The sequence below is a fragment of the Streptomyces sp. NPDC043861 genome (assembly GCF_056435905.1).
Window position 1 is genome coordinate 377,038 of sequence record NZ_JBWKDP010000002.1, and the last position, 23,394, is coordinate 400,431.

At 69.5% G+C, this 23,394-nt stretch carries 21 protein-coding genes and 1 pseudogene; 11 read left to right on the top strand and 11 right to left on the bottom strand.

Annotation, left to right across the window (positions count from 1 at the left end; all coding sequences use genetic code 11):
- Positions 1 to 157 precede the first annotated feature (157 nt).
- A complete protein-coding gene (ppdK, locus tag AC068D_RS06250; RefSeq protein WP_478821778.1) occupies positions 158 to 2,866 on the bottom strand; it encodes a pyruvate, phosphate dikinase in 2,709 nt (902 codons plus the stop codon).
- A gap of 401 nt (positions 2,867 to 3,267) precedes the next feature.
- Positions 3,268 to 4,413, bottom strand: a complete 1,146-nt coding sequence (gene dusB / locus AC068D_RS06255) for a tRNA dihydrouridine synthase DusB (protein ID WP_478821779.1) — start codon at positions 4,411 to 4,413, stop codon at positions 3,268 to 3,270.
- Positions 4,414 to 4,465: 52 nt separating this feature from the next.
- Between dusB and AC068D_RS06260 the strand changes: the two genes are divergently transcribed.
- Both AC068D_RS06260 and AC068D_RS06265 read left to right on the top strand, forming a co-directional pair.
- Positions 4,466 to 5,917: an MFS transporter gene (locus AC068D_RS06260; RefSeq protein ID WP_478821780.1), complete on the top strand. Its 1,452-nt coding sequence runs from the start codon at positions 4,466 to 4,468 to the stop codon at positions 5,915 to 5,917.
- A gap of 94 nt (positions 5,918 to 6,011) precedes the next feature.
- Positions 6,012 to 6,584 carry a DUF6434 domain-containing protein gene (locus AC068D_RS06265; RefSeq protein WP_478821781.1) on the top strand — a complete coding sequence of 191 codons (573 nt, stop codon included), beginning with the start codon at positions 6,012 to 6,014 and terminating at the stop codon, positions 6,582 to 6,584.
- Between the two features lie 67 nt (positions 6,585 to 6,651).
- Here AC068D_RS06265 and AC068D_RS06270 read toward each other — a convergent pair whose 3' ends face one another.
- Positions 6,652 to 6,864 (bottom strand): DUF6243 family protein, encoded by a 213-nt coding sequence (locus AC068D_RS06270; RefSeq protein WP_478821782.1) that lies wholly within the window; start codon positions 6,862 to 6,864, stop codon positions 6,652 to 6,654.
- 435 nt (positions 6,865 to 7,299) lie between these two features.
- On the opposite strand from AC068D_RS06270, the gene AC068D_RS06275 reads away from it, so the two are divergent.
- Positions 7,300 to 8,328 (top strand): aldo/keto reductase, encoded by a 1,029-nt coding sequence (locus AC068D_RS06275; protein ID WP_478821783.1) that lies wholly within the window; start codon positions 7,300 to 7,302, stop codon positions 8,326 to 8,328.
- 38 nt (positions 8,329 to 8,366) lie between these two features.
- On the top strand, positions 8,367 to 8,960 hold the full coding sequence (locus tag AC068D_RS06280; RefSeq protein WP_478821784.1) for a TetR/AcrR family transcriptional regulator: 594 nt from the start codon (positions 8,367 to 8,369) through the stop codon (positions 8,958 to 8,960).
- Between the two features lie 152 nt (positions 8,961 to 9,112).
- On the opposite strand, the gene AC068D_RS06285 is transcribed toward AC068D_RS06280, so the two are convergent.
- From AC068D_RS06285 to AC068D_RS06295, 3 genes and pseudogenes are all read right to left on the bottom strand, one after another.
- Positions 9,113 to 9,331 (bottom strand): hypothetical protein, encoded by a 219-nt coding sequence (locus AC068D_RS06285; protein WP_478821785.1) that lies wholly within the window; start codon positions 9,329 to 9,331, stop codon positions 9,113 to 9,115.
- A 104-nt stretch (positions 9,332 to 9,435) separates the two neighbouring features.
- A pseudogene (locus AC068D_RS06290) lies at positions 9,436 to 9,772 on the bottom strand (response regulator); the annotation flags it as partial.
- Positions 9,773 to 9,940: 168 nt separating this feature from the next.
- Positions 9,941 to 11,323: a glycine--tRNA ligase gene (locus AC068D_RS06295; RefSeq protein WP_478821786.1), complete on the bottom strand. Its 1,383-nt coding sequence runs from the start codon at positions 11,321 to 11,323 to the stop codon at positions 9,941 to 9,943.
- A 198-nt stretch (positions 11,324 to 11,521) separates the two neighbouring features.
- Between AC068D_RS06295 and AC068D_RS06300 the strand changes: the two genes are divergently transcribed.
- The 4 genes from AC068D_RS06300 to AC068D_RS06315 are packed head-to-tail and all read left to right on the top strand — an operon-like array spanning position 11,522 to position 14,672.
- Positions 11,522 to 12,490, top strand: a complete 969-nt coding sequence (locus AC068D_RS06300; protein ID WP_478821787.1) for a metal ABC transporter substrate-binding protein — start codon at positions 11,522 to 11,524, stop codon at positions 12,488 to 12,490.
- The gene (locus tag AC068D_RS06305; RefSeq protein ID WP_478821788.1) at positions 12,487 to 13,296 is read left to right on the top strand and encodes a metal ABC transporter ATP-binding protein; all 810 of its coding nucleotides are present in this window, start codon (positions 12,487 to 12,489) and stop codon (positions 13,294 to 13,296) included. The genes AC068D_RS06300 and AC068D_RS06305 overlap by 4 nt, the downstream gene beginning before the upstream one ends.
- 2 nt (positions 13,297 to 13,298) lie before the next feature.
- Positions 13,299 to 14,192: a metal ABC transporter permease gene (locus AC068D_RS06310; protein ID WP_478821789.1), complete on the top strand. Its 894-nt coding sequence runs from the start codon at positions 13,299 to 13,301 to the stop codon at positions 14,190 to 14,192.
- A 15-nt stretch (positions 14,193 to 14,207) separates the two neighbouring features.
- Complete coding sequence (locus AC068D_RS06315; RefSeq protein WP_478821790.1) at positions 14,208 to 14,672, top strand: Fur family transcriptional regulator; 465 nt, start codon at positions 14,208 to 14,210, stop codon at positions 14,670 to 14,672.
- Between the two features lie 211 nt (positions 14,673 to 14,883).
- Here the strand turns inward: AC068D_RS06315 and AC068D_RS06320 are convergent, their stop codons facing one another.
- The 3 genes from AC068D_RS06320 to recO are packed head-to-tail and all read right to left on the bottom strand — an operon-like array spanning position 14,884 to position 17,126.
- On the bottom strand, positions 14,884 to 15,447 hold the full coding sequence (locus tag AC068D_RS06320; RefSeq protein ID WP_478821791.1) for a hypothetical protein: 564 nt from the start codon (positions 15,445 to 15,447) through the stop codon (positions 14,884 to 14,886).
- A gap of 54 nt (positions 15,448 to 15,501) precedes the next feature.
- Positions 15,502 to 16,353, bottom strand: a complete 852-nt coding sequence (locus AC068D_RS06325) for an isoprenyl transferase (protein WP_478821792.1) — start codon at positions 16,351 to 16,353, stop codon at positions 15,502 to 15,504.
- A 23-nt stretch (positions 16,354 to 16,376) separates the two neighbouring features.
- Positions 16,377 to 17,126: a DNA repair protein RecO gene (gene recO / locus AC068D_RS06330; RefSeq protein ID WP_478821793.1), complete on the bottom strand. Its 750-nt coding sequence runs from the start codon at positions 17,124 to 17,126 to the stop codon at positions 16,377 to 16,379.
- A gap of 347 nt (positions 17,127 to 17,473) precedes the next feature.
- On the opposite strand from recO, the gene AC068D_RS06335 reads away from it, so the two are divergent.
- The 3 genes from AC068D_RS06335 to AC068D_RS06345 are packed head-to-tail and all read left to right on the top strand — an operon-like array spanning position 17,474 to position 20,140.
- Positions 17,474 to 18,262, top strand: coding sequence for a CPBP family intramembrane glutamic endopeptidase (locus tag AC068D_RS06335; protein ID WP_478821794.1), 789 nt, complete (start codon positions 17,474 to 17,476; stop codon positions 18,260 to 18,262).
- Positions 18,252 to 19,526, top strand: a complete 1,275-nt coding sequence (locus tag AC068D_RS06340) for a sensor histidine kinase (RefSeq protein ID WP_478821795.1) — start codon at positions 18,252 to 18,254, stop codon at positions 19,524 to 19,526. The genes AC068D_RS06335 and AC068D_RS06340 overlap by 11 nt, the downstream gene beginning before the upstream one ends.
- Positions 19,490 to 20,140, top strand: a complete 651-nt coding sequence (locus tag AC068D_RS06345) for a response regulator transcription factor (protein WP_478821796.1) — start codon at positions 19,490 to 19,492, stop codon at positions 20,138 to 20,140. Before AC068D_RS06340 ends, AC068D_RS06345 begins: the two co-directional genes overlap by 37 nt.
- Positions 20,141 to 20,925: 785 nt before the next feature.
- Here the strand turns inward: AC068D_RS06345 and nadE are convergent.
- Together nadE and AC068D_RS06355 are read right to left on the bottom strand one after the other, a co-directional pair.
- Complete coding sequence (nadE, locus tag AC068D_RS06350; RefSeq protein ID WP_478821797.1) at positions 20,926 to 21,756, bottom strand: ammonia-dependent NAD(+) synthetase; 831 nt, start codon at positions 21,754 to 21,756, stop codon at positions 20,926 to 20,928.
- Between the two features lie 653 nt (positions 21,757 to 22,409).
- Positions 22,410 to 23,378 carry a GlxA family transcriptional regulator gene (locus AC068D_RS06355; RefSeq protein WP_478822026.1) on the bottom strand — a complete coding sequence of 323 codons (969 nt, stop codon included), beginning with the start codon at positions 23,376 to 23,378 and terminating at the stop codon, positions 22,410 to 22,412.
- Positions 23,379 to 23,394 lie beyond the last annotated feature (16 nt).

Sequence of the window (23,394 nt, forward strand, 5' to 3'; positions counted from 1 at the left end):
GAAAAAGCGACGGGCGGGGCAAGCACCTCCGCACAAGGTGCTTGCCCCGCCCGTCTCCTGGTGCACCGGAGCCGCCGGCGGGTCGGTGAGGGTCGTGATGAACCGCCGACAGCTCCGGGTCATATGCGGGGCGGCCGAAAAGGCGGCCCCGCAAGGATCAACGGCTGTCGCTGCCGGTCGACTGCGCCGCCGCGCGGCCCGCCTCCAGCCGCGCCACCGGGATCCGGAACGGCGAGCAGGACACGTAGTCGAGGCCCACCTCGTGGAAGAAGTGCACCGACTCGGGGTCGCCGCCGTGCTCACCGCAGACACCGAGCTTGAGGTCCGGGCGGGTGGCCCGGCCGGCGGCCACGGCGTTGCGGACGAGCGAGCCGACGCCGTCCTTGTCGATGGTCTCGAACGGGCTGACGCCGAAGATGCCCTTCTCCAGGTACGCCGTGAAGAAGCTGGCCTCCACGTCGTCGCGGCTGAAGCCCCACACGGTCTGGGTGAGGTCGTTCGTACCGAAGGAGAAGAACTCGGCGGCCTCGGCGATCTGCCCCGCCGTCAGCGCGGCGCGGGGCAGCTCGATCATCGTGCCGAGCGCCAGCTTCAGCTCGATGCCGGTCTTCGCCTCGACCTCGGCGATGACCTGCTCGGCCTCCTCGCGGACGATCTCCAGCTCCTGGACGGTGCCGACCAGCGGAATCATGATCTCGGCGCGCGGGTCGCCCTTGGCGTTCTTGCGCTCGGCCGCGGCCTCGGCGATGGCCCGCACCTGCATGGTGAACAGACCGGGGATGACCAGGCCGAGACGGACACCGCGCAGACCCAGCATCGGGTTCTGCTCGTGCAGCCGGTGCACGGCCTGGAGCAGGCGCAGGTCGTTCTCGTTGTGGTCCTTGCGGGCCTCGGCGAGGGCGACACGCACCGACAGCTCGGTGATGTCCGGCAGGAACTCGTGCAGCGGCGGGTCGAGCAGCCGCACGGTCACCGGCAGCCCGTCCATCGCCTCGAAGAGCTCGACGAAGTCCTTCTTCTGCAGCGGCAGCAGGTTCTTCAGGGCCTCTTCGCGCTCGTCGTCGGTGTCGGCGAGGATCAGCTTCTCGACCATCTCGCGGCGCTCGCCGAGGAACATGTGCTCGGTCCGGCACAGGCCGATGCCCTGGGCGCCGAAGCGACGGGCGCGCAGCGCGTCCTCGGCGTTGTCGGCGTTGGCCCGTACCCGCAGGCGGCGTACCCGGTCCGCGTACGCCATGATCCGGTGCACGGCCTGGACGAGCTCGTCGGCGTCGTCGGCGCCCGCATGCATCCGGCCCTCGAAGTACTCGACGACCGGGGACGGTACGACGGGAACCTCGCCGAGGTAGACCTTGCCGGTGGAGCCGTCGATGGAGACGACGTCGCCCTCCTCGACGACCGTGCCGTTCACGGTCATCCGGCGGCGCTTGGTGTCGACCTCGAGGTCCTCGGCTCCGCAGACACAGGTCTTGCCCATGCCACGGGCGACGACGGCGGCGTGCGAGGTCTTGCCGCCACGGCTGGTGAGGATGCCCTCGGCCGCGATCATGCCGTCGAGGTCGTCGGGGTTGGTCTCACGGCGGATGAGGATGACCTTCTCGCCGGAGCGCGACCACTTGACGGCCGTGTACGAGTCGAAGACGGCCTTGCCGACGGCGGCACCGGGTGACGCGGCGATACCGCGGCCCAGCAGCTCGGTCTTCGCCTTGTCGTCGAAGCGGGGGAACATCAGCTGCGCGAGCTGGGCGCCGTTGACGCGCTGCAGTGCCTCGGCCTCGTCGATCAGGCCCTGGTCGACGAGCTGGGTGGCGATACGGAAGGCGGCACCGGCGGTGCGCTTGCCGACACGGGTCTGCAGCATCCACAGCTGGCCGCGCTCGATGGTGAACTCGATGTCGCACAGGTCCTTGTAGTGCGTCTCGAGGGTTTCCATGATCTGCATCAGCTGGTCGTACGACTTCTTGTCGATCGCCTCGAGCTCGGCGAGCGGCACGGTGTTGCGGATACCGGCTACGACGTCCTCGCCCTGCGCGTTCTGGAGGTAGTCGCCGTAGACCCCCTGGTGGCCGGAGGCGGGGTCGCGGGTGAAGGCGACGCCGGTGCCCGAGTCGGGGCCGAGGTTGCCGAAGACCATGGAACAGACGTTGACGGCCGTGCCCAGGTCGCCGGGGATGCGCTCCTGACGGCGGTAGAGCTTGGCGCGGTCGGTGTTCCAGGAGTCGAAGACCGCGTGGATGGCGAGGTCCATCTGCTCACGCGGGTCCAGCGGGAAGTCCCGTCCGGCCTCGGCCTTGACGATCTTCTTGAACTGCTTGACCAGCTTCTTCAGGTCGGCCGCGTCGAGGTCGGTGTCGACCGTGACCTTCTTGGCCTGCTTGGCCTCGTCGAGCGCCTCCTCGAAGAGCTCGCCGTCGACGCCGAGGACGGTCTTGCCGAACATCTGGATGAGCCGCCGGTAGGAGTCCCAGGCGAAGCGCTCGTCACCGGCCTGCTTGGCCAGGCCCTCCACCGACTTGTCGGAGAGACCGATGTTGAGGACCGTGTCCATCATTCCGGGCATGGAGAACTTGGCGCCGGAACGTACGGATACGAGAAGGGGGTCGTCGGCCTGGCCGAGCTTCTTCCCCATGCGCTGCTCCAGCGCGTCGAGGTGCGCACTCACCTCGTCGCGCAGTGCCGCGGGCTCCTCGCCGCTGTCGAGGTAGACCTTGCACGCCTCGGTGGTGATGGTGAAGCCCGGGGGGACGGGCAGACCGAGGTTGGTCATCTCGGCGAGGTTCGCGCCCTTGCCACCGAGGAGGTCCTTGAGGTCCTTGTTGCCCTCGGTGAAGTCGTAGACGAACTTCTGATCTTTGTTTTCCGACACGGGTCTCGACTCCTCGAGGACTCGGTGGCTGCCCTGACGGCGAGGAACATACCCAGATCGAAGGTGTTTGGGTACGTGCACTTGTCTGTCATTCGGGCTTAACCACCCGTCCGCCAGTAGATCGCAGGTTACTGATGCGTTAACGCTTCCGCTCCGTCTTCTTCACCCCTCGAAAGGCGCTTGACTCAAAGCGGATACATCGCGCTCACATGAGCGTCCATCGAGGCATTTGAGTTCAACTCTTGAACACGGAAGGGGTGGCACTCAGTGCCACCCCTTCTAAGGTTGCAGCCACCCCGGAAACGCTCATCTGAGCGCACCCCTGATCAGGGGTGGCGAGAATCACGCCGGTACGCACGGTCGGATTCCAGTATCCGGACCCTGTCCCACCCGGGTCCGGATCAGCCCCCCGAGGTGTCCAGTTCCGCATCCTCACTCACACCCGCACAGTCGTAAGGGTCCTTCAACCAGCCATCGGGCAGCACGACCCGGTTGTTCCCGGACGTACGCCCGCGAGGCCCGTCGGCACCCACCGGCCACGGCTGGTCCAGATCGAGCTCGCTCAACTGAGCGCGCAGCTCCTCCAGCGACGACGTCACCGCGAGCTTCTTCCGCATCTCGGAACCGACCGCGAAGCCCTTCAGATACCAGGCCACATGCTTTCGGAAGTCGACCACTCCACGCGACTCGTCACCGATCCACTCCCCCAGCAGCCGGGCATGGCGCACCATGACGTCCGCGACCTCGCGCAGCGCGGGACGGGCACAGGTCCCCCCGCCCTCGAAGGCCGCGACCAGATCCCCGAAGAGCCATGGCCGTCCCAGACAGCCGCGCCCGACGACCACGCCGTCACAGCCGGTCTCACGCATCATCCGCAGGGCGTCGTCCGCGGACCAGATGTCGCCGTTGCCGAGCACCGGGATCTCCGGCACATGCTCCTTGAGCCGCGCGATGGCATCCCAGTCGGCCGTGCCGCCGTAGTGCTGCGCCGCCGTGCGTCCGTGCAGCGCGATCGCGGTGACGCCCTCCTGCACCGCGATCCGGCCCGCGTCCAGATAGGTGGGGTGATCGTCGTCGATGCCCTTGCGCATCTTCATGGTCACCGGCAGGTCGCCGGCGTTGCCCACGGCCTCGTTCAGGATCGCGCGCAGCAGATTCCGCTTGTACGGGAGGGCCGAGCCGCCGCCCTTGCGGGTCACCTTCGGGACCGGGCAGCCGAAGTTCAGATCGATGTGGTCGGCCAGACCCTCGTCCACGATCATGCGCACCGCCTTGCCGACGGTGACCGGATCGACGCCGTACAGCTGGATCGAGCGCGGCGTCTCGGTCTCGTCGAAGTGGATGAGCTGCATCGTCTTGTCATTGCGCTCGACCAGCGCCCGCGTCGTGATCATCTCGCTGACGAACAGCCCCTTGCCGCCGGAGAATTCGCGGCAGAGGGTGCGGAACGGGGCGTTGGTGATGCCGGCCATGGGGGCGAGCACCACAGGGGGCTGTACGGCGTGGGGGCCGATGGACAGCGTCGAGGGCTGGGCGAGCGTGGTCATTCGCCCATTGTCGCGCACTGTCAAGTTCATTAGTTAGGCGTACTATGCATACATGTGTGCGTCCGAGCCGAGCCGCCGACGACGGCTCCTCATCCTGGCGATCTGTTGCATGAGCCTGCTGATCGTCAGCCTGGACAACACCGTCCTCAACGTCGCCCTGCCCTCCATCCGCAGAGACCTCGGCGCGTCCGTCGCCGGAATGCAGTGGACGATCGACGCCTACACCCTCGTCCTCGCCTCACTGCTGATCCTCGCCGGATCCACCGCCGACCGGATCGGGCGCCGGAAGGTCTTCAAGACCGGACTGGTCCTCTTCACCCTCGGCTCGGTCCTCTGCTCCCTCGCACCCAATCAGGAGTCGCTCATCGCCTTCCGCATGGTCCAGGCGGTGGGCGGGTCCATGCTCAACCCGGTCGCCATGTCGATCATCACCAACACGTTCACCGATCCACGCGAACGCGCCCGCGCCATCGGCGCCTGGGGCGGCGTCGTCGGCATCTCGATGGCCACAGGACCTGTCGTCGGCGGCCTCCTCGTCGAGACCGTCGGCTGGCGCTCCATCTTCTGGATCAACGTCCCGGTCGGCCTCGCCGCACTCCTCCTCACCTGGCGCTACGTCCCCGAGTCCCGCGCCCCCAAGCCCCGCCGCCCCGACCCCATCGGCCAGCTCCTCGTCATCGCCCTCCTCGGCTCCGTCACCTACGCGATCATCGAGGCACCCGGCGAGGGGGCCGACGCCGTGCTCCCGTTCGCCGGAATCGCCGTACTCGCCCTGGCCGGTCTGCTGCTGTACGAGCCCAGACGCGACGAGCCCCTCATCGATCTCCGCTTCTTCCACTCGGCCCCGTTCAGCGGCGCCGTCATCATCGCGATCAGCTCGTTCGCCGCCCTCAGCGGCTTCCTCTTCCTCAACACCCTCTATCTGCAGGACGCACGGGGACTGTCCGCACTCGACGCCGGGCTCCACATGCTCCCCATGGCCGCACTCACCTTCGTCTGCGCCCCACTCTCGGGCCGCCTCGTCGGCAGTCGTGGACCACGACTGCCCCTGACCGTCGCCGGAATCGCCATGGCTGCATGCGGCCTGCTCTTCGCCGCGTTCGAGGCCGAGACGAACACCACGTTCCTCTTCACCGGCTACGTCCTCTTCGGACTCGGCTTCGGCATGGTCAACGCCCCCATCACCAATACCGCCGTCTCCGGAATGCCCCGGTCCCAGGCCGGCGTCGCCGCCGCAGTGGCCTCCACCAGCCGCCAGACCGGCGCCACCCTCGGTGTCGCCGTCATCGGCTCGGTCCTGGCGGCGGGCACCGTCGCCGCCGGCCACGCCGACGGCTTCGTGGAAGCGAGCCGGCCCGCCTGGTGGATCATCATGGGCTGCGGACTGTCCGTACTGGTCGTCGGGCTGGCGACCAGTGGTCGATGGGCCAGGGAGACGGCCCGGCGGACGGCGGAGGAGCTGGAGTCGGCGCGGTCACGGGTGCCCGCGGAAAGCAGATCGTGATTCCTGCACATCACATGGCCGTGGATCGTGTTCCGCCGTCACACGGCCTGAACCAGCGTCCCCGGCGGCTGTGGGCTTGAGCAAGAATGGGAACGTGAGTGCGAAAATAAACGAGGCCCGGCCACCGCTGACCACTGGCCTCTCGGGGCGCGAACTGGAGCGCTGGTACTGGACCCTGAGCGAACTCACCGGCCTCGCCCGGTCGATGGGCCTCCCGACCGGAGGCGGCAAGGCCGCACTGACCGTGCGGCTCGCCGCGGCGCTCGACGGAGACCCCCTCCCGGACATCCCGCCGACCACGACCACGCGACGACGACGCTCGGCATCACAGCTTGCCGCACCGGTCGACGGGGACACGGTCATCCCCGAAGGCCAGCGGTGCAGTCAGGTACTGCGGGCCTTCTTCACCACGGAGATCGGGGCGGCCTTCCATTTCGACGCGTTCATGCGCACATTCATCGCGGAAGGCGCGGGCAGAACACTCTCCGAAGCCGTACGGCACTGGCACGACACCCGCGAAGAGGCGGCCCGGCCGCAGGAGATCGGCACACAGTTCGAGTTCAACCGCTATCTGCGCGCCTGGCACGCCGAGCACCCCTCGGGCTCGCACACCCAGGCACTGAGTGCCTGGCAAGAGCACCGCGCGGGCCCCAGGGACTGCGTCTAGCGAAAAGCCGATGGGTCCGGTTCACATGAAGTGAACTCGGACCCATCGTCATACCGCGTGGTGGGTGTCAGCCCTGCGCGCCGCCCTCGGCGGGCGCTTTCGGCTGCTGGGCCTCCTTGCCCTGGGCTCGCTCGCGCATCTTGCGCAGCAGCTCCTGCTTCTGGTCGGCGGACGCCTTGCGCTCGGCGTTGCGCACCGGTCCATTGCCGTGCTGGTCGGCGTGGGACAGCTTCTTGCGCTGCCCGCCCACGCCAAGGAGGTTGTTTCGGCTCTTGGCCACGGGGGTTCTCCCGTCCTGGTGAGAAGTGATCCGGATGTCAGCTGGTGAGGGCGGTACGAAGCCGCCGCTCGCTCACTCGTAGATCTGGAAGAAGGAGAACATGCGGCGAGGCTACAGCGCCCGGACCAGCACGGCATCCGGTTTTCCACGTGTCGAAAGGGGTCCGATGCGCTCCGGCCCCGGGCGCAGACGCATTGCGGGGGCTGTGCAGAAGGGTGCCGGAAACACCCGGGCGATGGCGTGGATGCTTCGCTGCGGAGCCGGCACACGGACGGAAGCATGGAAGGAGAGCCCGGAGGCTGTCGAGCAACTGACACAGGCGGGATGACGAGCGATGACTGACAGATATTGAAATCTGTCAGCCGTCATGCCATAGTTGTTGCCCGGCACCCCCTCCCCCTACTCCCTCCACCGCCTCACCCCCAGGAGTCCCCGATGACTTCCCCCACCCCCCACACCGTCCCGACCCGCTCCCTCGGCACCACCGGCCCCCGGGTCTCCGCCCTCGGCCTCGGCGCCATGGGCATGTCCGCGCTGTACGGAGAGTCCGACCGGGCCGAGTCCATCGCGACGATCCATGCCGCGCTCGACGCCGGGGTCACGCTGATCGACACCGGCGACTTCTACGGAATGGGCCACAACGAACTGCTGATCAACGAGGCGCTGCGCACAGCACCGGCCGCGGCCCGCGAGAGGGCGCTCACCAGCGTGAAGTTCGGTGCTCTGCGTGACCCGGACGGCGGCTGGTCCGGCTACGACGGCCGACCGGCCGCAGTGAAGAATTTCGTGGCGTACTCACTGCAGCGACTCGGCACCGACCACATCGACATCTACCGGATCGCCCGTGTGGACCCCGGCGTCCCCGTCGAGGAGACGGTCGGCGCCATCGCCGAACTGGTCGAGGCCGGCCATGTGCGGCACATCGGTATGTCGGAGGTCGGCGCGGCGACCCTGCGCCGCGCGGCCGCCGTCGCACCGATCTCCGACCTCCAGATCGAGTACTCGTTGATCTCGCGCGGCATCGAGGCGGAGATCCTGCCCACCGCCCGTGAGCTGGGCATCGGCATCACGGCCTACGGTGTGCTGTCCAGGGGGCTGATCAGCGGCCACTTCACCCGTGACCGGGAGCTCGCGCCGAACGACTTCCGCGGTATGAGCCCGCGTTTCCAGGGCGAGAACCTGAGGCACAACCTCGACCTGGTCGAGCAGCTCCGCAAGATCGCCGAGGAGAAGGGCGTCTCGGTCGCTCAGATCGCCATCGCCTGGGTGCTCGCGCGCGGTGAGGACATCGTTCCGCTCGTCGGTGCCCGTCGTCGCGACCGGCTCTCCGAGGCGCTCGGCTCACTCGACGTCGTTCTCGACTCGGACGATCTGGAAGCGATCGAGCGTGCCGTCCCGGCGGATGCGGCGGCCGGTGCCCGCTACCCGGAGGCGCAGATGGCGCATCTGGACAGCGAGCACTGATTGCGGTGAGCGGGAAGCCTGAGGGTACCTTCGGTGGCATGCCGACCACCGAGACCCTGACGAGCGAGCGCATCCTCGAAGCCACGGAGGAGGTGCTGCGCCGCTACGGTCCGGCGAAGGCCACGGTCGTCGACGTGGCGCGGGTGCTCGGCGTGAGCCACGGGAGTGTCTACCGGCATTTCCGTACGAAGGCGGCGTTGCGCGAGGCCGTGACGGCGCGCTGGCTGGGCAGGACCGAGGCGCTGCTCTCGGAGATCACGGAGGCTCCGGCCCGTTCGGCGGACGAGAAGTTGCGGGCGTGGCTGTCGGGTCTCTTCGAGGCGAAGCGCCACAAGGCGGGCGACGATCCCGAGCTCTTCGCCACGTACGGTGTGCTGATCACCGAGGCCAGCGGGGTGGTGGACGAGCATCTGGTGGTGCTGGTCAGCCAGCTCACGAGGATCGTCGAAGAGGGCGTCCGCAGCGGAGAGTTCGTGGCCTCCTCCCCGGTCTCGGCGGCGCAGGCGGTGTTCGACGCCACCGCTCGTTTCCATGATCCGGTCCATGCGCCGGAGTGGCTCCGACCTGCGATCGACGATGAATTCCGTGCGGTGTGCGAGCTGTTGCTGCGGGGGCTGCGCGCCCGGGGCTGAGTTCTCCGGGGCTGAGGACTCGGGGCCCGGGCCAGGGCCGGGATCCAGGACTCGTCGCCAGGGAGCCTAGGAGCCGGGGCCCATGCCTCACGGCCCGGGACGCGGGACGCGCGCCTGCGGATGTGGATGTGGGACGCCGGGAACGCCGGAACTCAGGTGGTCCGGTTGCCGGCCGCAGGGTCAACGGTGGCCTGGTGGGCCTCTGCAAGGTGTTCCTCCGCCTTGAGCCAGGGCAGGAACTGCGCGCCCTTGCGCCAGCCGCAGGTGTCGCACGTCAGTGTGCGCTGTATGCCCGACTTCTTCACGTGCACGACATGTTCGCGCCCGTGCTGATCCCATCTGCTGACCTTGCTGCTGGTCATGGACGGCATCGTTCCTCCTGGTGACGAGTGCGCCCAGTGTGCAGCATGACCAATATCAACAGCACTACCCGGTGTTGCTGTTGTCCAGTGCGTTGCCTTCCCGATATTCAGCTGCCACTTTCCAGGTGGCGCAGCATGCGGATGAACTCCTCCACATCGGCGACGCGTTGGTTGAGGAGGTGGCCGATGCCGCTGGTGCTGGCGGGATCAGCTCCGTGGCACAGCGCTCTTCGACGTATTGGGACAGCATCAGGACTGCTGTGTCGGGCCATTGGCGGCGGATGTGCAGTGCGGCGCGTACGCCTTCGTCCGTGAATCGGGGCGGCATGCGTACGTCGATGACGGCGATGCGGGGGTGGTGTCGTCGACGACGGCGATGCGGGGGTGGTGTTCGGCGACTGCGGCCAGGAGTCCTTCGGCGTCGTCGGCTTCGGTGACGCCGGCGAATCCTCGGGGGCGGTGGTGCCGGCGGTCGGTGCGGGGTTGCCTCTCGCGGCCGTGTGCGGGGTCCTGGCGGTAGGGGGGTGGGTTCGGGCGGGGGCCCTGGGCGTGGCCGCGGGTCCGGGCGCGCAAAGGCCGGCCGGGCTGGGGCCCGGCCGGCCTTTGCGGGGGTTGGTGTCAGCAGCCGATGAGGCGGGTGGCGAGATAGCCCTGGATCTGGTCCAGGGAGACGCGCTCCTGCTTCATGGTGTCGCGCTCGCGCACGGTCACGGCGTTGTCGTCGAGGGTGTCGAAGTCGACGGTGACGCAGAACGGGGTGCCGATCTCGTCCTGGCGGCGGTAGCGGCGGCCGATGGCGCCGGCGTCGTCGAACTCGATGTTCCAGTTCTGCCGGAGGTCGGTCGCGAGGCCCTTGGCCTTCGGGGAGAGCTGCGCGTTGCGGGACAGCGGCAGGACGGCGACCTTGACCGGGGCGAGGCGGTGGTCGAGGCGCAGGACGGTGCGCTTCTCCATGACGCCCTTGGCGTTGGGGGCCTCGTCCTCGTTGTAGCCGTCGAGGAGGAAGGCCAGCATGGTGCGGCCGACGCCGGCGGCGGGCTCGATGACGTACGGGGTCCAGCGCTCGCCGGCCTCCTGGTCGAAGTACGACAGGTCCTGGCCGGATGCCTTGGAGTGGGCGGAGAGGTCGTAGTCGGTGCGGTTGGCGACGCCCTCGAGCTCGCCCCATTCGCTGCCGCCGAACTGGAAGCGGTACTCGATGTCGGCGGTGCGCTTGGAGTAGTGGGAGAGCTTCTCCTGCGGGTGCTCGTACCAGCGCATGTTCTCCTCACGCAGGCCCAGGCCGGTGTACCAGTTCCAGCGCTGCTCCATCCAGTACTCGTGCCACGTCTCGTCCTCGCCCGGCTTGACGAAGAACTCCATCTCCATCTGCTCGAACTCGCGGGTGCGGAAGATGAAGTTGCCGGGCGTGATCTCGTTGCGGAACGACTTGCCCATCTGGGCGATGCCGAACGGCGGCTTGCGGCGCGAGGTCTGCTGGACCTGGGCGAAGTTGGTGAAGATGCCCTGGGCGGTCTCGGGACGCAGGTAGGCGACGGAGCCGGTGTCCTGGGTGGGGCCGAGGTGGGTGGAGAGGAGGCCGGAGAACTGCTTGGGCTCGGTGAACTGGCCCTTGTTGCCGCAGTTGGGGCAGTTGACGTCGGCCAGGCCGTTCGCGGGGGCGCGGCCGTGCTTCTCCTCGTACGCCTCTTCCAGGTGGTCGGCGCGGAACCGCTTGTGGCAGGAGGTGCATTCGGTCAGCGGGTCGGTGAAGGTGGCGACATGGCCGGAGGCCTCCCAGACCTCGGTCGCCAGGATCACCGACGAGTCGAGACCGACGACGTCCTCACGCGCGGTGACCATGTAGCGCCACCACTGGCGCTTGATGTTCTCCTTGAGCTCGACACCCAGCGGTCCGTAGTCCCAGGCGGCCTTCTGGCCACCGTAGATCTCGCTGCACGGGTAGACAAAGCCACGGCGCTTGCTCAGGTTGACGATCGTGTCGATCTTGTCGGCGGCCACGATGCTCTCTTCATTACGACGACGGGATGGGACGGGGGCGGCGCGAAGCGCCTCGATGAGGGGGTGGTGGTCGGGAGACGGGCTGGGCGAATGCTTCAGATTACCGGCGGCCGCACCCCTCGGATCAAATCGGTATCGGGGGTGGGCGGCACCGAGCGTTGTTGACAATCGTTTCCAGTCTTGTTGAAAATGACTGTCATGAACGTACGACGCCTCATACCCGCCACCGCCGTCGCCGGAGCGACCGCGCTGAGCCTTCTCACGCTCTCCGCATGCTCCGGCTCCTCCGCGGCCGGCGGCGACGGCGGCAAGCTGGATGTGGTGGCGTCCTTCTACCCCATGCAGTATCTCGCCGAGCAGATCGGCGGGGAGCACACAGAGGTCACGACCCTGACCAAGCCCGGCGTCGAGCCGCACGATCTGGAACTGAAGCCCAGGCAGGTGTCCGAGCTCCGCCGGGCCGACTACGTGCTCTATCTCAAGGGCATTCAGCCCGCCGTGGACGAGGCCGTCGAGCAGGCCGGTGTCGAGCACACGGTCGACGCCGCCACCCTCACCGAGCTCGAGGCGCACGGCACCTCGACCGGCGGCGATCATGATCACGGCCATGAGGGCGAAGAGCCTGCGGGCGACGGGCACGAGGGCGCAGGCGACCCGCATGTCTGGCTGGACCCGGTCAAGTACGCCGAGGTCGCCAAGGGCGTCGGCGCCTCGCTGGAGAAGGCCGACCCGGCCCACGCGGCGGACTACAAGAAGAACACCGACGCCCTGGTCGCCAGGCTGAACGCGCTGAACACCAGGTTCACCGACGGGCTGAAGAACACGGGGACCAGGACCTTCGTCACCACTCATTCCGCCTTCGGCTACCTCGCCGAGCGCTACGGCCTGGAGCAGCAGGGCATCGCGGGTGTCGACCCCGAGGCGGAGCCGAGCCCCGCCCGTGTCAGGGAGCTGCGGACCATAGCCGAGCAGGACAAGGTCACCACGGTCTTCTTCGAGACCCTCGCCAGCGACAGGACCGCGAAGACCCTCGCCAAGGACACGGGACTGAAGACGGACGTCCTGGACCCGCTGGAGGGCATCACGGACCGGTCCAAGGGCGACGACTACGTCGAGGTCATGGAAGCCAACCTCGCCGCGCTGCAGAAGGCTCTCGGCGCGAAATGACAGCGGCAGCATCGGAGGCGCAGAACATGGAGCCCGGCACACAGACCATGGAGTCCGTCATATCCGTCCGCGGTGCCCGGGCCACCCTCGGCTCGCGCCCGGTGCTGCGCGGCGTCGATCTCACCGTCGGCCGCGGTGAGGTCGTCGCACTGCTCGGTGCCAACGGCTCGGGGAAGTCGACCGCGGTGCGGTCCGTGATCGGCCAGGTGCCGCTCACGGAGGGCACGGTGTCCCTGTTCGGTACGGAGCTGCGGCGCTTCCGCGAGTGGTCGCGGGTCGGTTACGTACCGCAGCGCACCACCGCGACGAGTGGAGTTCCCGCGACCGTGCGTGAGGTGGTCGCCTCCGGCAGGCTGTCGCGCACGAAGCTGAGGTGGCCCTCCCGGGCCGACCGTGCGGCCGTGCAGCGGGCCATCGAGCTCATGGGGCTCGCCGACCGGGCGAAGGACGCGGTCGGTGCCCTGTCCGGGGGCCAGCACCAGCGGGTGCTGATCGCCCGCGCGCTCGCCGCCGATCCCGAACTGCTGATCATGGACGAGCCGATGGCCGGTGTGGACCTGGCGAGCCAGGAGATCCTCGCCGGGACTCTGCGCGAGCAGGTGGCGGCGGGGACGACGGTGCTTCTGGTGCTGCATGAACTCGGCCCGCTGGAGCCGCTGATCAGCCGCGCGGTGGTGCTGCGCGACGGATGCGTCGTCCATGACGGTCCGCCGCCCCGGGCCGTCGGCCAGCATGCGCTGCCGGGCCACGACCACGTACATCCGCATGCGGCCGACGAGCCGCTCCGCACGGGACTGCTGACCTGATCATGGAATTCCTCCAGGACCCCTTCATGCAGCGGGCGCTGCTGGCCGCCGTACTGGTCGGCATCACCGCGCCCGCCGTCGGTATTCATCTGGTGCAGCGCCGGCAGGCGCTCATGGGCGACGGCATCGGCCATGTCGCCATGACGGGCGTCGGTCTCGGCTTCCTGCTCTCCACGAACCCGGTGTGGATGGCGACGCTGGTGGCGATCGTCGGCTCCGTGGCGATGGAGCTGATCCGTGCCTACGGGCGCACCCGTGGCGACATCGCGCTGGCGATGCTCTTCTACGGCGGCATGGCGGGCGGTGTCATGCTGATGAACCTCAGCGACACCGGGTCGAACGCCAACCTCACCTCGTACCTCTTCGGTTCCCTGTCGACGGTCTCCGACGAGGACATCACCGCGATCTGCCTGCTGGCGGCCTTTGTGCTGCTGGTGACGGTGGGGCTGCGGCGGCAGCTGTTCGCCATCAGCCAGGACGAGGAGTTCGCACGGGTCACGGGTCTTCCGGTGCGGGCGCTGAATCTCCTCGTCGCCGTGACGGCGGCGGTCACCGTCACGGTGGCGATGCGTGTGGTCGGTCTGCTGCTGGTGAGCGCGCTGATGGTGGTGCCGGTGGCGGCGGCGCAGCAGATCACCCGGTCGTTCGCCGTGACCTTCACCGTGGCGGTGGCGATCGGTGTCGCGGTGACGCTGTCGGGCACGGTCACCTCGTACTACCAGGACGTGCCGCCGGGTGCGACGATCGTGGTGCTGGCGATCGCCGTGTTCGTGCTGCTGACCATGCTCGCGACGCCGCTGGCCCGGCGGCGGGCCGAGGCACGTGCCGTCGCGGAGTCCCGTTGCGATCTGGAAGTTCCGGCCGGCGCCCGTCCTGCCGACGACGTCAAGGTCTGACCCCGGCCTGGCAGAATGGCCAGCCGGACGAAGCGGGCAGAAACGAAGGAGGCACCTGTGGCGACGGCTGGACCCCCCGTACGAGGCCGCTCGACCCGGCAGCGGGCCGCGGTGGCGGCGGCGCTCGACGAGGTGGACGAGTTCCGCAGCGCGCAGGAGCTGCACGACATGCTCAAGCACCGCGGCGATTCCGTCGGCCTGACGACGGTCTACCGCACGCTGCAGTCCCTCGCCGACGCCGGCGAGGTGGATGTACTGCGCACGAGCGAAGGCGAGGCGGTGTACCGGCGTTGTGCGTCCGGTGAGCACCACCACCATCTGGTCTGCCGAATGTGCGGCAAAGCGGTGGAGGTCGAGGGGCCTGCGGTGGAGCAGTGGGCGGAGACCATTGCTGCACAGCACGGCTATGTGAACGTCGCACACACGGTGGAGATCTTCGGTACGTGTGCGGAGTGCGCGGCCGCTGCACCGGAGGCCTGACGGGGTTCACGGCGTCGGCCGTGTCCCGGCCGCACAGGACGTGACTGCGGCGGTGCCTCCCGCCATGGGCGGGAGGCACCGTGCGGTTTCGGACCCGTGCTTCCCGGGCCCGTGCCGTAGCCGTAGCCGTATCGCGGACACAGGCCGTACCGGACTCGGGCCGTGTGCGGGCCCGTGCCGTATCGGACCCGTGCCTTTCTGCTCGTGCCGTTCAGCCCCGGCCCGAGTGCCGCTCGAGGATGGCCCGGAGCCGGTCGATGTCGCCGGCGACCTTGGCTCCACGCTTGGGCAGCACAGTGACGTTCACGGCGCTCCTGTCCCCGCTCAGCAGGACGAACACACGCTTCGTCTCGACATGGCGGGGGCTCGCCTGCCAGTCGGTCGTACAGGTGGCGTGAGCGGTGACGACCCGCACCCCCGAGTCGTCCACGAGGGCACGGGTCTCGCCGTGCTGCTCGACCGCCTTGGCGAACTGCTTCGCCTGCGCCCTCGGCAGCCACCAGAGGGCGGCCACGGCGCCCAGTGTCCCGAACCCCGCCAGCACCGGGTCGAACCGGCCGTCCCCGGTGATCAGGGACATCACCTGCACGCCGATGATGACGATCGCGCCGGTGCACAGAGCCCAGCGGAGCCGGCGCAACGGGGCCGATGCCCGCGCGCGGGCCAGCATGGCCTCCCGCAAGTCGTCGGCCGTCAGCCGGTAGACCAGTTCCACCCGCTCCGCGGGCCGCTGTTCCTCGGCCGGCTGCCCCTCGACGAGTTGTTCCCCGCTCATGCCCCAGCCCCCCGTTGGCGTCTTTTGATCAAGGACAGGAGCGTAGCGACAGGATCAGCCGGATGCGTCGGCGGAGGGATCCTTGCCTCGCATCGCGAGCAGTTCCTCGTTGGGGATCGCGCCACCGAAGCGGCGGTCGCGCTGGGCGTACTCCAGGCAGGCCCGCCACAGGTCGCGGCGGTCGAAGTCCGGCCACAGCACGTCCTGGAACACCATCTCGGCGTAACTGCTCTGCCAGATCAGGTAGTTGGAGGTACGTTGCTCACCGCTCGGGCGGAGGAAGAGATCGACGTCCGGCATGTCCGGGTAGTAGAGGTACTTCTGGAACGTCTTCTCGTTGACCTTCGACGGGTCGAGCCTGCCCGCCGCGACCTCTTCGGCGATCTTCTTCGCGGCGTCGGCGACCTCGGCCCGTCCACCGTAGTTCACGCAGAAGTACAGGGTCATGGCGTCGTTCGTCTTCGTCTGCTCCTGCGCGATCTGGAGCTCCTGGACGACCGATTTCCACATCTTGGGCATACGCCCGACCCAGCGGATACGGATGCCGAGTTCGTCCATCTCGTCCCGTCGGCGCCGGATCACGTCCCGGTTGAAGTTCATGAGGAAGCGCACCTCTTCGGGCGAGCGCTTCCAGTTCTCGGTGGAGAAGGCGTACAGCGAGAGGTTCTTGACACCCATCTCGATGCAGCCCTTGAGTACGTCGAGGACGACGCCCTCGCCGACCTTGTGCCCCTCGGTACGCGGCAGACCGCGCTCCTTGGCCCAACGGCCGTTGCCGTCCATGACACACGCCACATGGTTCGGCACCAGCTCGGCCGGGATCCTCGGGGGACGCGCGCCGGACGGGTGCGGTTCGGGGACCTTGTACTCGCGGCGGGAACGTCCCAGGATTCCGCGTCGTGCCATGGGGTCACACTCTCCTAGTTTTCCTAGCTCTTCTCTACGTACCGCAGGGATCGCAGGCCGCGCTCCAGATGCCAGTGGAGATATGCGGACACCAGTCCGCCCGCCTCCCGGACGTGGCGCGCCTCGCAGGCGTCGGCCGTGTCCCAGTCGCCGGTGAGCAGCGCGCTGAGCAGTCCGATCGCCTCCGCAGAGGGTACGACGCTGCCGGGCACCCGGCAGTCGGCGCATATCACTCCGCCCGCCGCGACGGAGAAGAAGCGGTTCGGTCCGTGCATGCCGCATTTCGCACAGTCCTCGAAGCTGGGCGCGTAGCCGTTGACGGCGAGGGAGCGCAGCAGGAACGCGTCGAGGATGAGATGCGGGGCGTGCTCGCCGCGGGAGAGCGAGCGCAGCCCCCCGACGAGCAGCAGATACTGCTGGACCGCAGGCTCGCCCTCATGGTCGGTGAACCGTTCCGCCGTCTCCAGCATGGCGGTGCCCGCGGTGTAGCGGGCGTAGTCGGTGACGATCCCGCCACCGTAAGGAGCGATCGTCTCGCTCTGTGTGCACAGCGGGAGCCCGCGCCCGACGAGTTCGCTGCCGCGGGCGAAGAACTGCACGTCCACGTGCGAGAAGGGCTCCAGCCGGGCGCCGAACTTCGACTTGGTGCGCCGTACACCGCGGGCGACGGCGCGGACGCGTCCATGTCCGCGGGTGAGGATCGTGATGATGCGGTCCGCTTCACCCAGCTTCTGGGTGCGCAGCACGATGCCGTCGTCGCGGAACAGACTCATGGGTCCATTCTTCCGCACAGGAAAGGCTCCCCGGGCCGTGGGGGACACAGGACCACAGGAGGGTGGGCAAATCGACCGGGTCGTCCGGCACACGTGCTCGTGTGCGCGCCGAGAGGGCGCATGCGCAGAACCGTCAGGACTGCGGCAGCGGCTCACGGGCGTCGGCGTCGTGCCCTGTTGCGGACAGGCGGGTCGCGACGCCCTGGGCACGGGGCGGCGCAGGCGCGGGGGCGGCCCTTCGGACGAGGTCCTGAACACCCGGGGCAGCCGGGGGTGTACCCAGGTACACCCCGGCCCGGCATTCAGGCCCCGTGGCAGTGGCCCTGCGCAGCGGCATCGTCGATGTCATGCGAATGACACCTGTGGACATCAGGGTGATGGCCTCGTTCCTGGCCGTCACCTTCCTGGCAGCGGGCGTACTGGGCGCGGCCCAGCCCGTGACACGGATACCCGTCGAGATCATCCAGCTGACGCAGTTCGGGCCCGCCCTCGGGGTGGGCGTCGCCGCGATGCTGTGGCCGCGGCGCGTACGGGCTCTGTTCACCGACGGCCTGCCGGGCGGCGGCGGCCGTGGGGCGCTCCTGATCGTGACGGCGCCGCTGATCATCGCGGTGAGTGCCGGCGCGTACGCGGCGCTCGGCGGGAACGCGCGGTTCACGCGTCCGGATGCCCCGTTCGCGCTGATCGCCGCGGCGCAGCTGATCGGCGCGTGTGCCGAGGAGATCGGGTGGCGCTGCCTCTTGCAGCCGCTGCTGCGCCCCCGCTTCGGTCCCCTCGCGGCCTCGACGGCGGTCGGCCTGGCGTGGGGTGTCTGGCACGTTCAGGTCTTCGCGCAACACCCCGTGTACACCGGGGCGTTCATGATGGCGGCGGTGTCCATGTCGGTGGTGATGGGCTGGGCCCTCGAAGGGGTGCGGGCTCACCGGCTGCTGCTCGCGGGGGGCTTCCATGCGCTGGTCAACCTCGGCATGCTGCTGTTCATGGACGAGGAGTCGGGCACGGTCCTCCCCATGGTGCTGTTCGGTGTTTCGTGCCTGATGGCGGCAGTCCTGTGGACGTGGCTGCGCGCAGACCGGGGGTGGGCGACGGCAGCGGCACCGGATAGGCTCCCCCCGATCATGGACGATGTTCGATAGGCCGCGCACGGTCCTCGCGCGTGCCTGTGTGGCCGTCGGCCGATGCCAGCTGGCGAGTCTGCATGCGCTCGCGGTGCCGGCGGCGGGCTCGCTGGTGGTGCTCGCTGTGCTGCTGCTGCCGGTGGGCATCGGCCTCCGGCTGCTGCCGCCGGCCGCGCGGGCCCTGCGCACGATGTCCGACCGCTCCCGCTCGCGCGCCGCGACATGGACGGATGTCCGGATCAGCCGGCCCGAGCCGCTGCCCGTGGATCGTGGTGGGAACGCCCGCAAGAGGTCGGGCGCGATCCTGGCCGATGAGGGGTTCTGGCGTGATCTGACGTGGGCGTGGCTGGAGCCGGTGGCAGGAGGTCTGCTGGTCGCCGTCCCCCTCGCCCTGGTCGAGTACGGGGCGTTCGGCGCGCTGGTGCAGCCGTTCATCTGGCAGTACATCAACGACGGCAACTGGTACGCGTTCGTCCCGGTGCACACCACCGCGACGATGGTCGCCGCGCTGCTGCTGGGGCTCGCCTTCATGGCCGCCGGCCTGCTCGCCGCCCCCGCCGTGGTCCGATTGCACGCCCGTCTTGGCCGGACGCTGCTCGCCGCTCCGCGGAGCACCCGGCTCACCCGGCGGATCGAGCGGCTCACCGACACGCGGAGCCGTGCCCAGGACTCCCTGGCGGCCGAACTGCGGCGCATCGAACGGGACCTGCACGACGGCGCGCAGGCCCGGCTGGTCGCCCTGGGGATGACGCTGGACCGGGCCACCCGTCTGCTGGAGACGGATCCGCCGGCGGCACGCGAGCTCCTGCTGGACGTCCGCAGCACGGCCGAGCGGTCCCTGCAGGACCTGCGCGACCTGGTGCACGGCATCCACCCGCCGGTCCTCGCCGACCGGGGCCTCGGTGACGCGGTCCGGTCGCTGGCGCTCGACAGCTTCCTCGACGTCCACGTCGATGCACGGTTGGCGGGCCGGCTCCCGGACCCCGTGGAGTCCGCGGCCTACTTCGCGGTGAGCGAGGCGCTGACGAACGCCGCGAAGCACTCCGGAGCCCGCGAGGTCCGCATAGCCCTGATCCACGAGGACGGCCTGCTGCACATCGCCGTCACCGACGACGGGCACGGCGGCGCCGACCTCTCCCGGGGCACCGGACTGTCCGGCGTGCAGCAGCGGTTGGATACCTTCGACGGCACCCTCGCCCTGCACAGCCCGCAGGGCGGACCGACCACCGTGACGATGGAGATACCGTGCGCGTTGTCCTCGCCGAAGACCTCTTCCTGCTGAGGGACGGGCTGACCCGCACACTTCAGGAGCACGGCTGCGAGGTCCTGGCGGTGGACAACGGTCCGTCCCTCCTGCGCGCGCTGCTCGAGGAGGGGGACGCGGCACCGGATGTCGCGGTGGTGGACGTGCGGCTGCCGCCGACCTTCACCGACGAGGGCCTGCAGGCGGCCCTGGAGGCCCGTCGCCGGCGGCCCGGCCTGCCCGTCCTCGTCCTCTCCCAGTACGTCGAGCAGCTCTACGCCAACGAGTTGCTGGCCGGAGGAGAGGGAGCCGTCGGGTATCTGCTCAAGGACCGGGTCACCAACACCGAGCAGTTCCACGACGCGGTCCGCCGCGTCGCCGCCGGCGGCACGGTGATGGACCCCCAGGTCATCTCCCGTCTGCTGTCACGCGGCGACGCCCGCGGGACGATCGACGGCCTGACGCCACGTGAGCGCGACGTTCTGGAACTGATGGCGGAGGGCAGGTCGAACGCCGCCATCGCAACCGGTCTGCACATCAGCGAGAGCGCCGTCGCCAAGCACACCGCCGGCATCTTCACCAAGCTCGGGATCAGCCCGTCGGCGGACGACAACCGCAGAGTGCTGGCCGTCCTTGCCTACCTCAAGAGCTGAGCCCGACGGTGCGGCGGCGCCCCCGGTTCGACGGGAGGCCTCGGTCCGGCAGTCCCGGCAGTCCCGGCAGTCCCGGCGGTCCCGGTGAGGACTGGATCACCACGCAGGGCGGCCGCCAGGGGTGGTCGCCCGGCGGGGTGGTCGCACGTCGCACGGCCGGAGAGCCTGCGCCGACAGGTCGAACAGGGCCAGCGCAGGTTCAGGACCGAGTCGCGTCGCCCGGATCTGTTCGGATCGGCCCGAAGGTTCCCGTGGCCGAACGAAGCGGTGCGCTCCGCGAGTTGCGGGAGGCAGGAGGGCCGTCACACCGGGCTGTCCGCGTCACCGCCGCACAACTCGGCGAGGCCCACGGCCGGTGCTGTGAGCGGACCGGTCTGCCGGGAGCCTCGCGGCAAACGCGACGTCCTTCGCTCGCGGTCTCCCCGGGCCCGGCGGGCCGAGGGGAGAACATCGCAAGGCGGCGGGGGGCGCCCCCTGGCTCCGCCGGGGATGCCCCCACCCGGCCCGGAGGCCGGGGAGATCGCCCACGTACCGGACGTGCTCGGGTGATGCGACGCGCCGCACGCGGAGGTACCTCCCAGCGGCAGCCGGGGCAGTGCCGTGCAGGGCGTCGCGGGCCGGTGAACCTCCCCGGTCACCGCACCAGGGTCTTTCGTTTGGATCAGGCTGGATCGGTGAGCGGGGTCCGGTGCGCGCGATCGCAAGGCGGAGGAAGGAGCCCACGCGGAGCGTGGGCGACCGACGACAAGCGAGCGTGCGTGCCGGGGCACACGAGCCCAGAGGCCCTAGGGGGCGATGGGCAGCCTGCGCTTGTGGTCGGTGAGGCGGTAGCGGCGCACGATCGTTTCGAAGGCCCGCTCGTCCACCGGCTTGCCCTCCAGGAAGTCGTCGATGTCGTCGTAGGTGACCCCGAGCGCGTCCTCGTCGGCCTTGCCCGGGTCGAGGCTCTCCAGGTCGGCCGTCGGGGTCTTCCACACCAGCTCGGCGGGCGCGCCCAGCACGTCCGCGACCGCGCGGACCCGGCGCTTGGTCAGGCCGGTCAGCGGGACCAGGTCGGCGGCGCCGTCGCCGAACTTGGTGAAGAAGCCCGAGACCGCCTCGGCGGCGTGGTCGGTGCCCACGACCAGACCGTCGTGCGCACCTGCCACCGCATACTGGGCGATCATGCGCTGCCGGGCCTTGATGTTGCCGTGCACGAAATCCTGGTGGTGGGCGTCGCGGACGTTCACTCCGGCGGCCAGCGAGGCCTCGAGCGCGGCGTCGCTCGCGGGCCTGATGTCCACGGTCAGCACGTGGTCGGCCCGGATGAAGGAGAGCGCGAGCTGTGCGTCGTGCTCGTCCGCCTGCACCCCGTAGGGCAGTCGCATCGCGTAGAACCGCGCCTCGTGCCCGGCGCCCCGGGCCCGCTCGACGGCGAGTTGGCACAGCCGGCCGGTGGTCGTGGAGTCGACGCCGCCGCTGATGCCGAGCACGAGGGAGCGCAGACCGGTGGAGGTCAGCCGCTCGGCGAGGAAGGCCACCCGGCGTTCGATCTCCCGCTCGGCGTCGAAGGTCTCGGTGACCTGGAGTTCCCGGGCGATCTCCTGCTGCAGGGCGATGGACGCCGGCTCGCTCACGTCTGCTCCTCGTTCCTGTTCACGGTCTGCTGTCGCACCCACCCTAAGGGTGGGCTGGTCACGGCCCACGCCCGAGGAGCCCGGGAGCGTGCGACCCGAGCATCGGCTCGGCTCCCGGTGGTTCCCGCCCGTGCGCAGGCGGCGGACGATCACCGCCCACAGCGACAGAACCGGCTCGGCCGACCCCGTCCGAGACGGAAGGCCCTGGTGCTGTGACCGGATGGGCTTGCCGGGAAGCTCACGGCGTCCGGTGCACGGGGTCTCCCCCGGCCCCTTACGGCCGCGGGCATGGGGTCTCCCCCGGCCCCTCGGGGCCGAGGGCATGGGGTCTCCCCCGGCCCCTTGCGGCCGAGGGCATGGGGTCTCCCCCGGCCCCTTGCGGCCGAGGGCATGGGGTCTCCCCCGGCCCCTTACGGCCGCGGGCATGGGGTCTCCCCCGGCCCCTCGGGGCCGAGGGGACGTATCGCAAGCCGGTGGGGGTGCTCCCCCTGGCTCCGCCGGGGGTACCCCCACCGGCCGGAGCCAGCGGGAGATCGCCCTCGTACCGGATGTACTCGGGTGATTCGACAACGCAGCGAGGGGGCACCTCCCGGCGAAGCCAGGGGGAGCGCCTTGCAGGGCGTCGCGAGCCGGTGAACCCTCCGGTCACAGCACTAGATCGTCCGGGGAAAGGCCCGTCGGTAGTCACTCGGCGATACACCGATCTGCTTGAGGAAGTGGTGGCGAAGGTTGTTCGCCGTGCCGAGGCCGCTCAGCTCCCCGATCTTCTCGATCGGGAGATCTGTCGATTCCAGCAGGGCCTGGGCCCGTCCCAGACGTTGGTTGAGGAGCCACTGAAGCGGAGTAGTCCCGGTGGCTGCCTGGAGCCGCCGGTAGAACGTCCGCGGGCTCATCGCCGCTCGCTGTGCCAGGTCCTCGACCGTCAGCGGTTGCTCCAGGTGGGCCTGGGCCCAGTCCAGTACGGGGCCCAGGCCCTTGTCGTCGGTGGTGGGCACGGACAGTTCGATGAACTGGGCCTGGCCGCCGGGCCGGTGGGCGGGCACCACCATCCGGCGCGCCAACTGGTTGGCGACGTGCGCGCCGAGGTCGCGGCGCACCAGATGGAGGCAGAGGTCGAGGCCGGCGGTCAGCCCGGCGCTGGTGAGCACATCCCCGTCGTCGACGTACAGCACCGAGTCGTCGACGTGCACCTTCGGGTAACGCTCGGCCAGTTGAGCGGTGTGCATCCAGTGGGCCGTGGCCCGGCGTCCGTCGAGCAGCCCGGCCTCGGCCAGTGCGAAGGCGCCGGTGCACAGGGAGACCATGCGGGCACCTGCGTCGTAGGCGCGGCGCAGGGCCGTGATCAGCGTCCGTGGCAGCGGCCTGCCCTCGTCGATGCAGGGGTCGGGCACCGAGGGCACGATGACCGTGTCGGCGCCGACGAGATCGTCGAGCCCGTAGCGGGTCCGCAGCGCGAGGCCGGTGCCGGCCGGTGCGTCCTGCGGCTGCTCGCCGGTTCCGCACAGCCGCAGGTCGTACCAGGGGTCGGCCAGATCGGGCTGCGGCTTCCCGAAGACGGTGCACGGGATGCTCAACTCGTAGAGGTCCCATGAGGGGACCCCGATCTCCTCGGTCACGACCACGGCGACAGAACCAGCG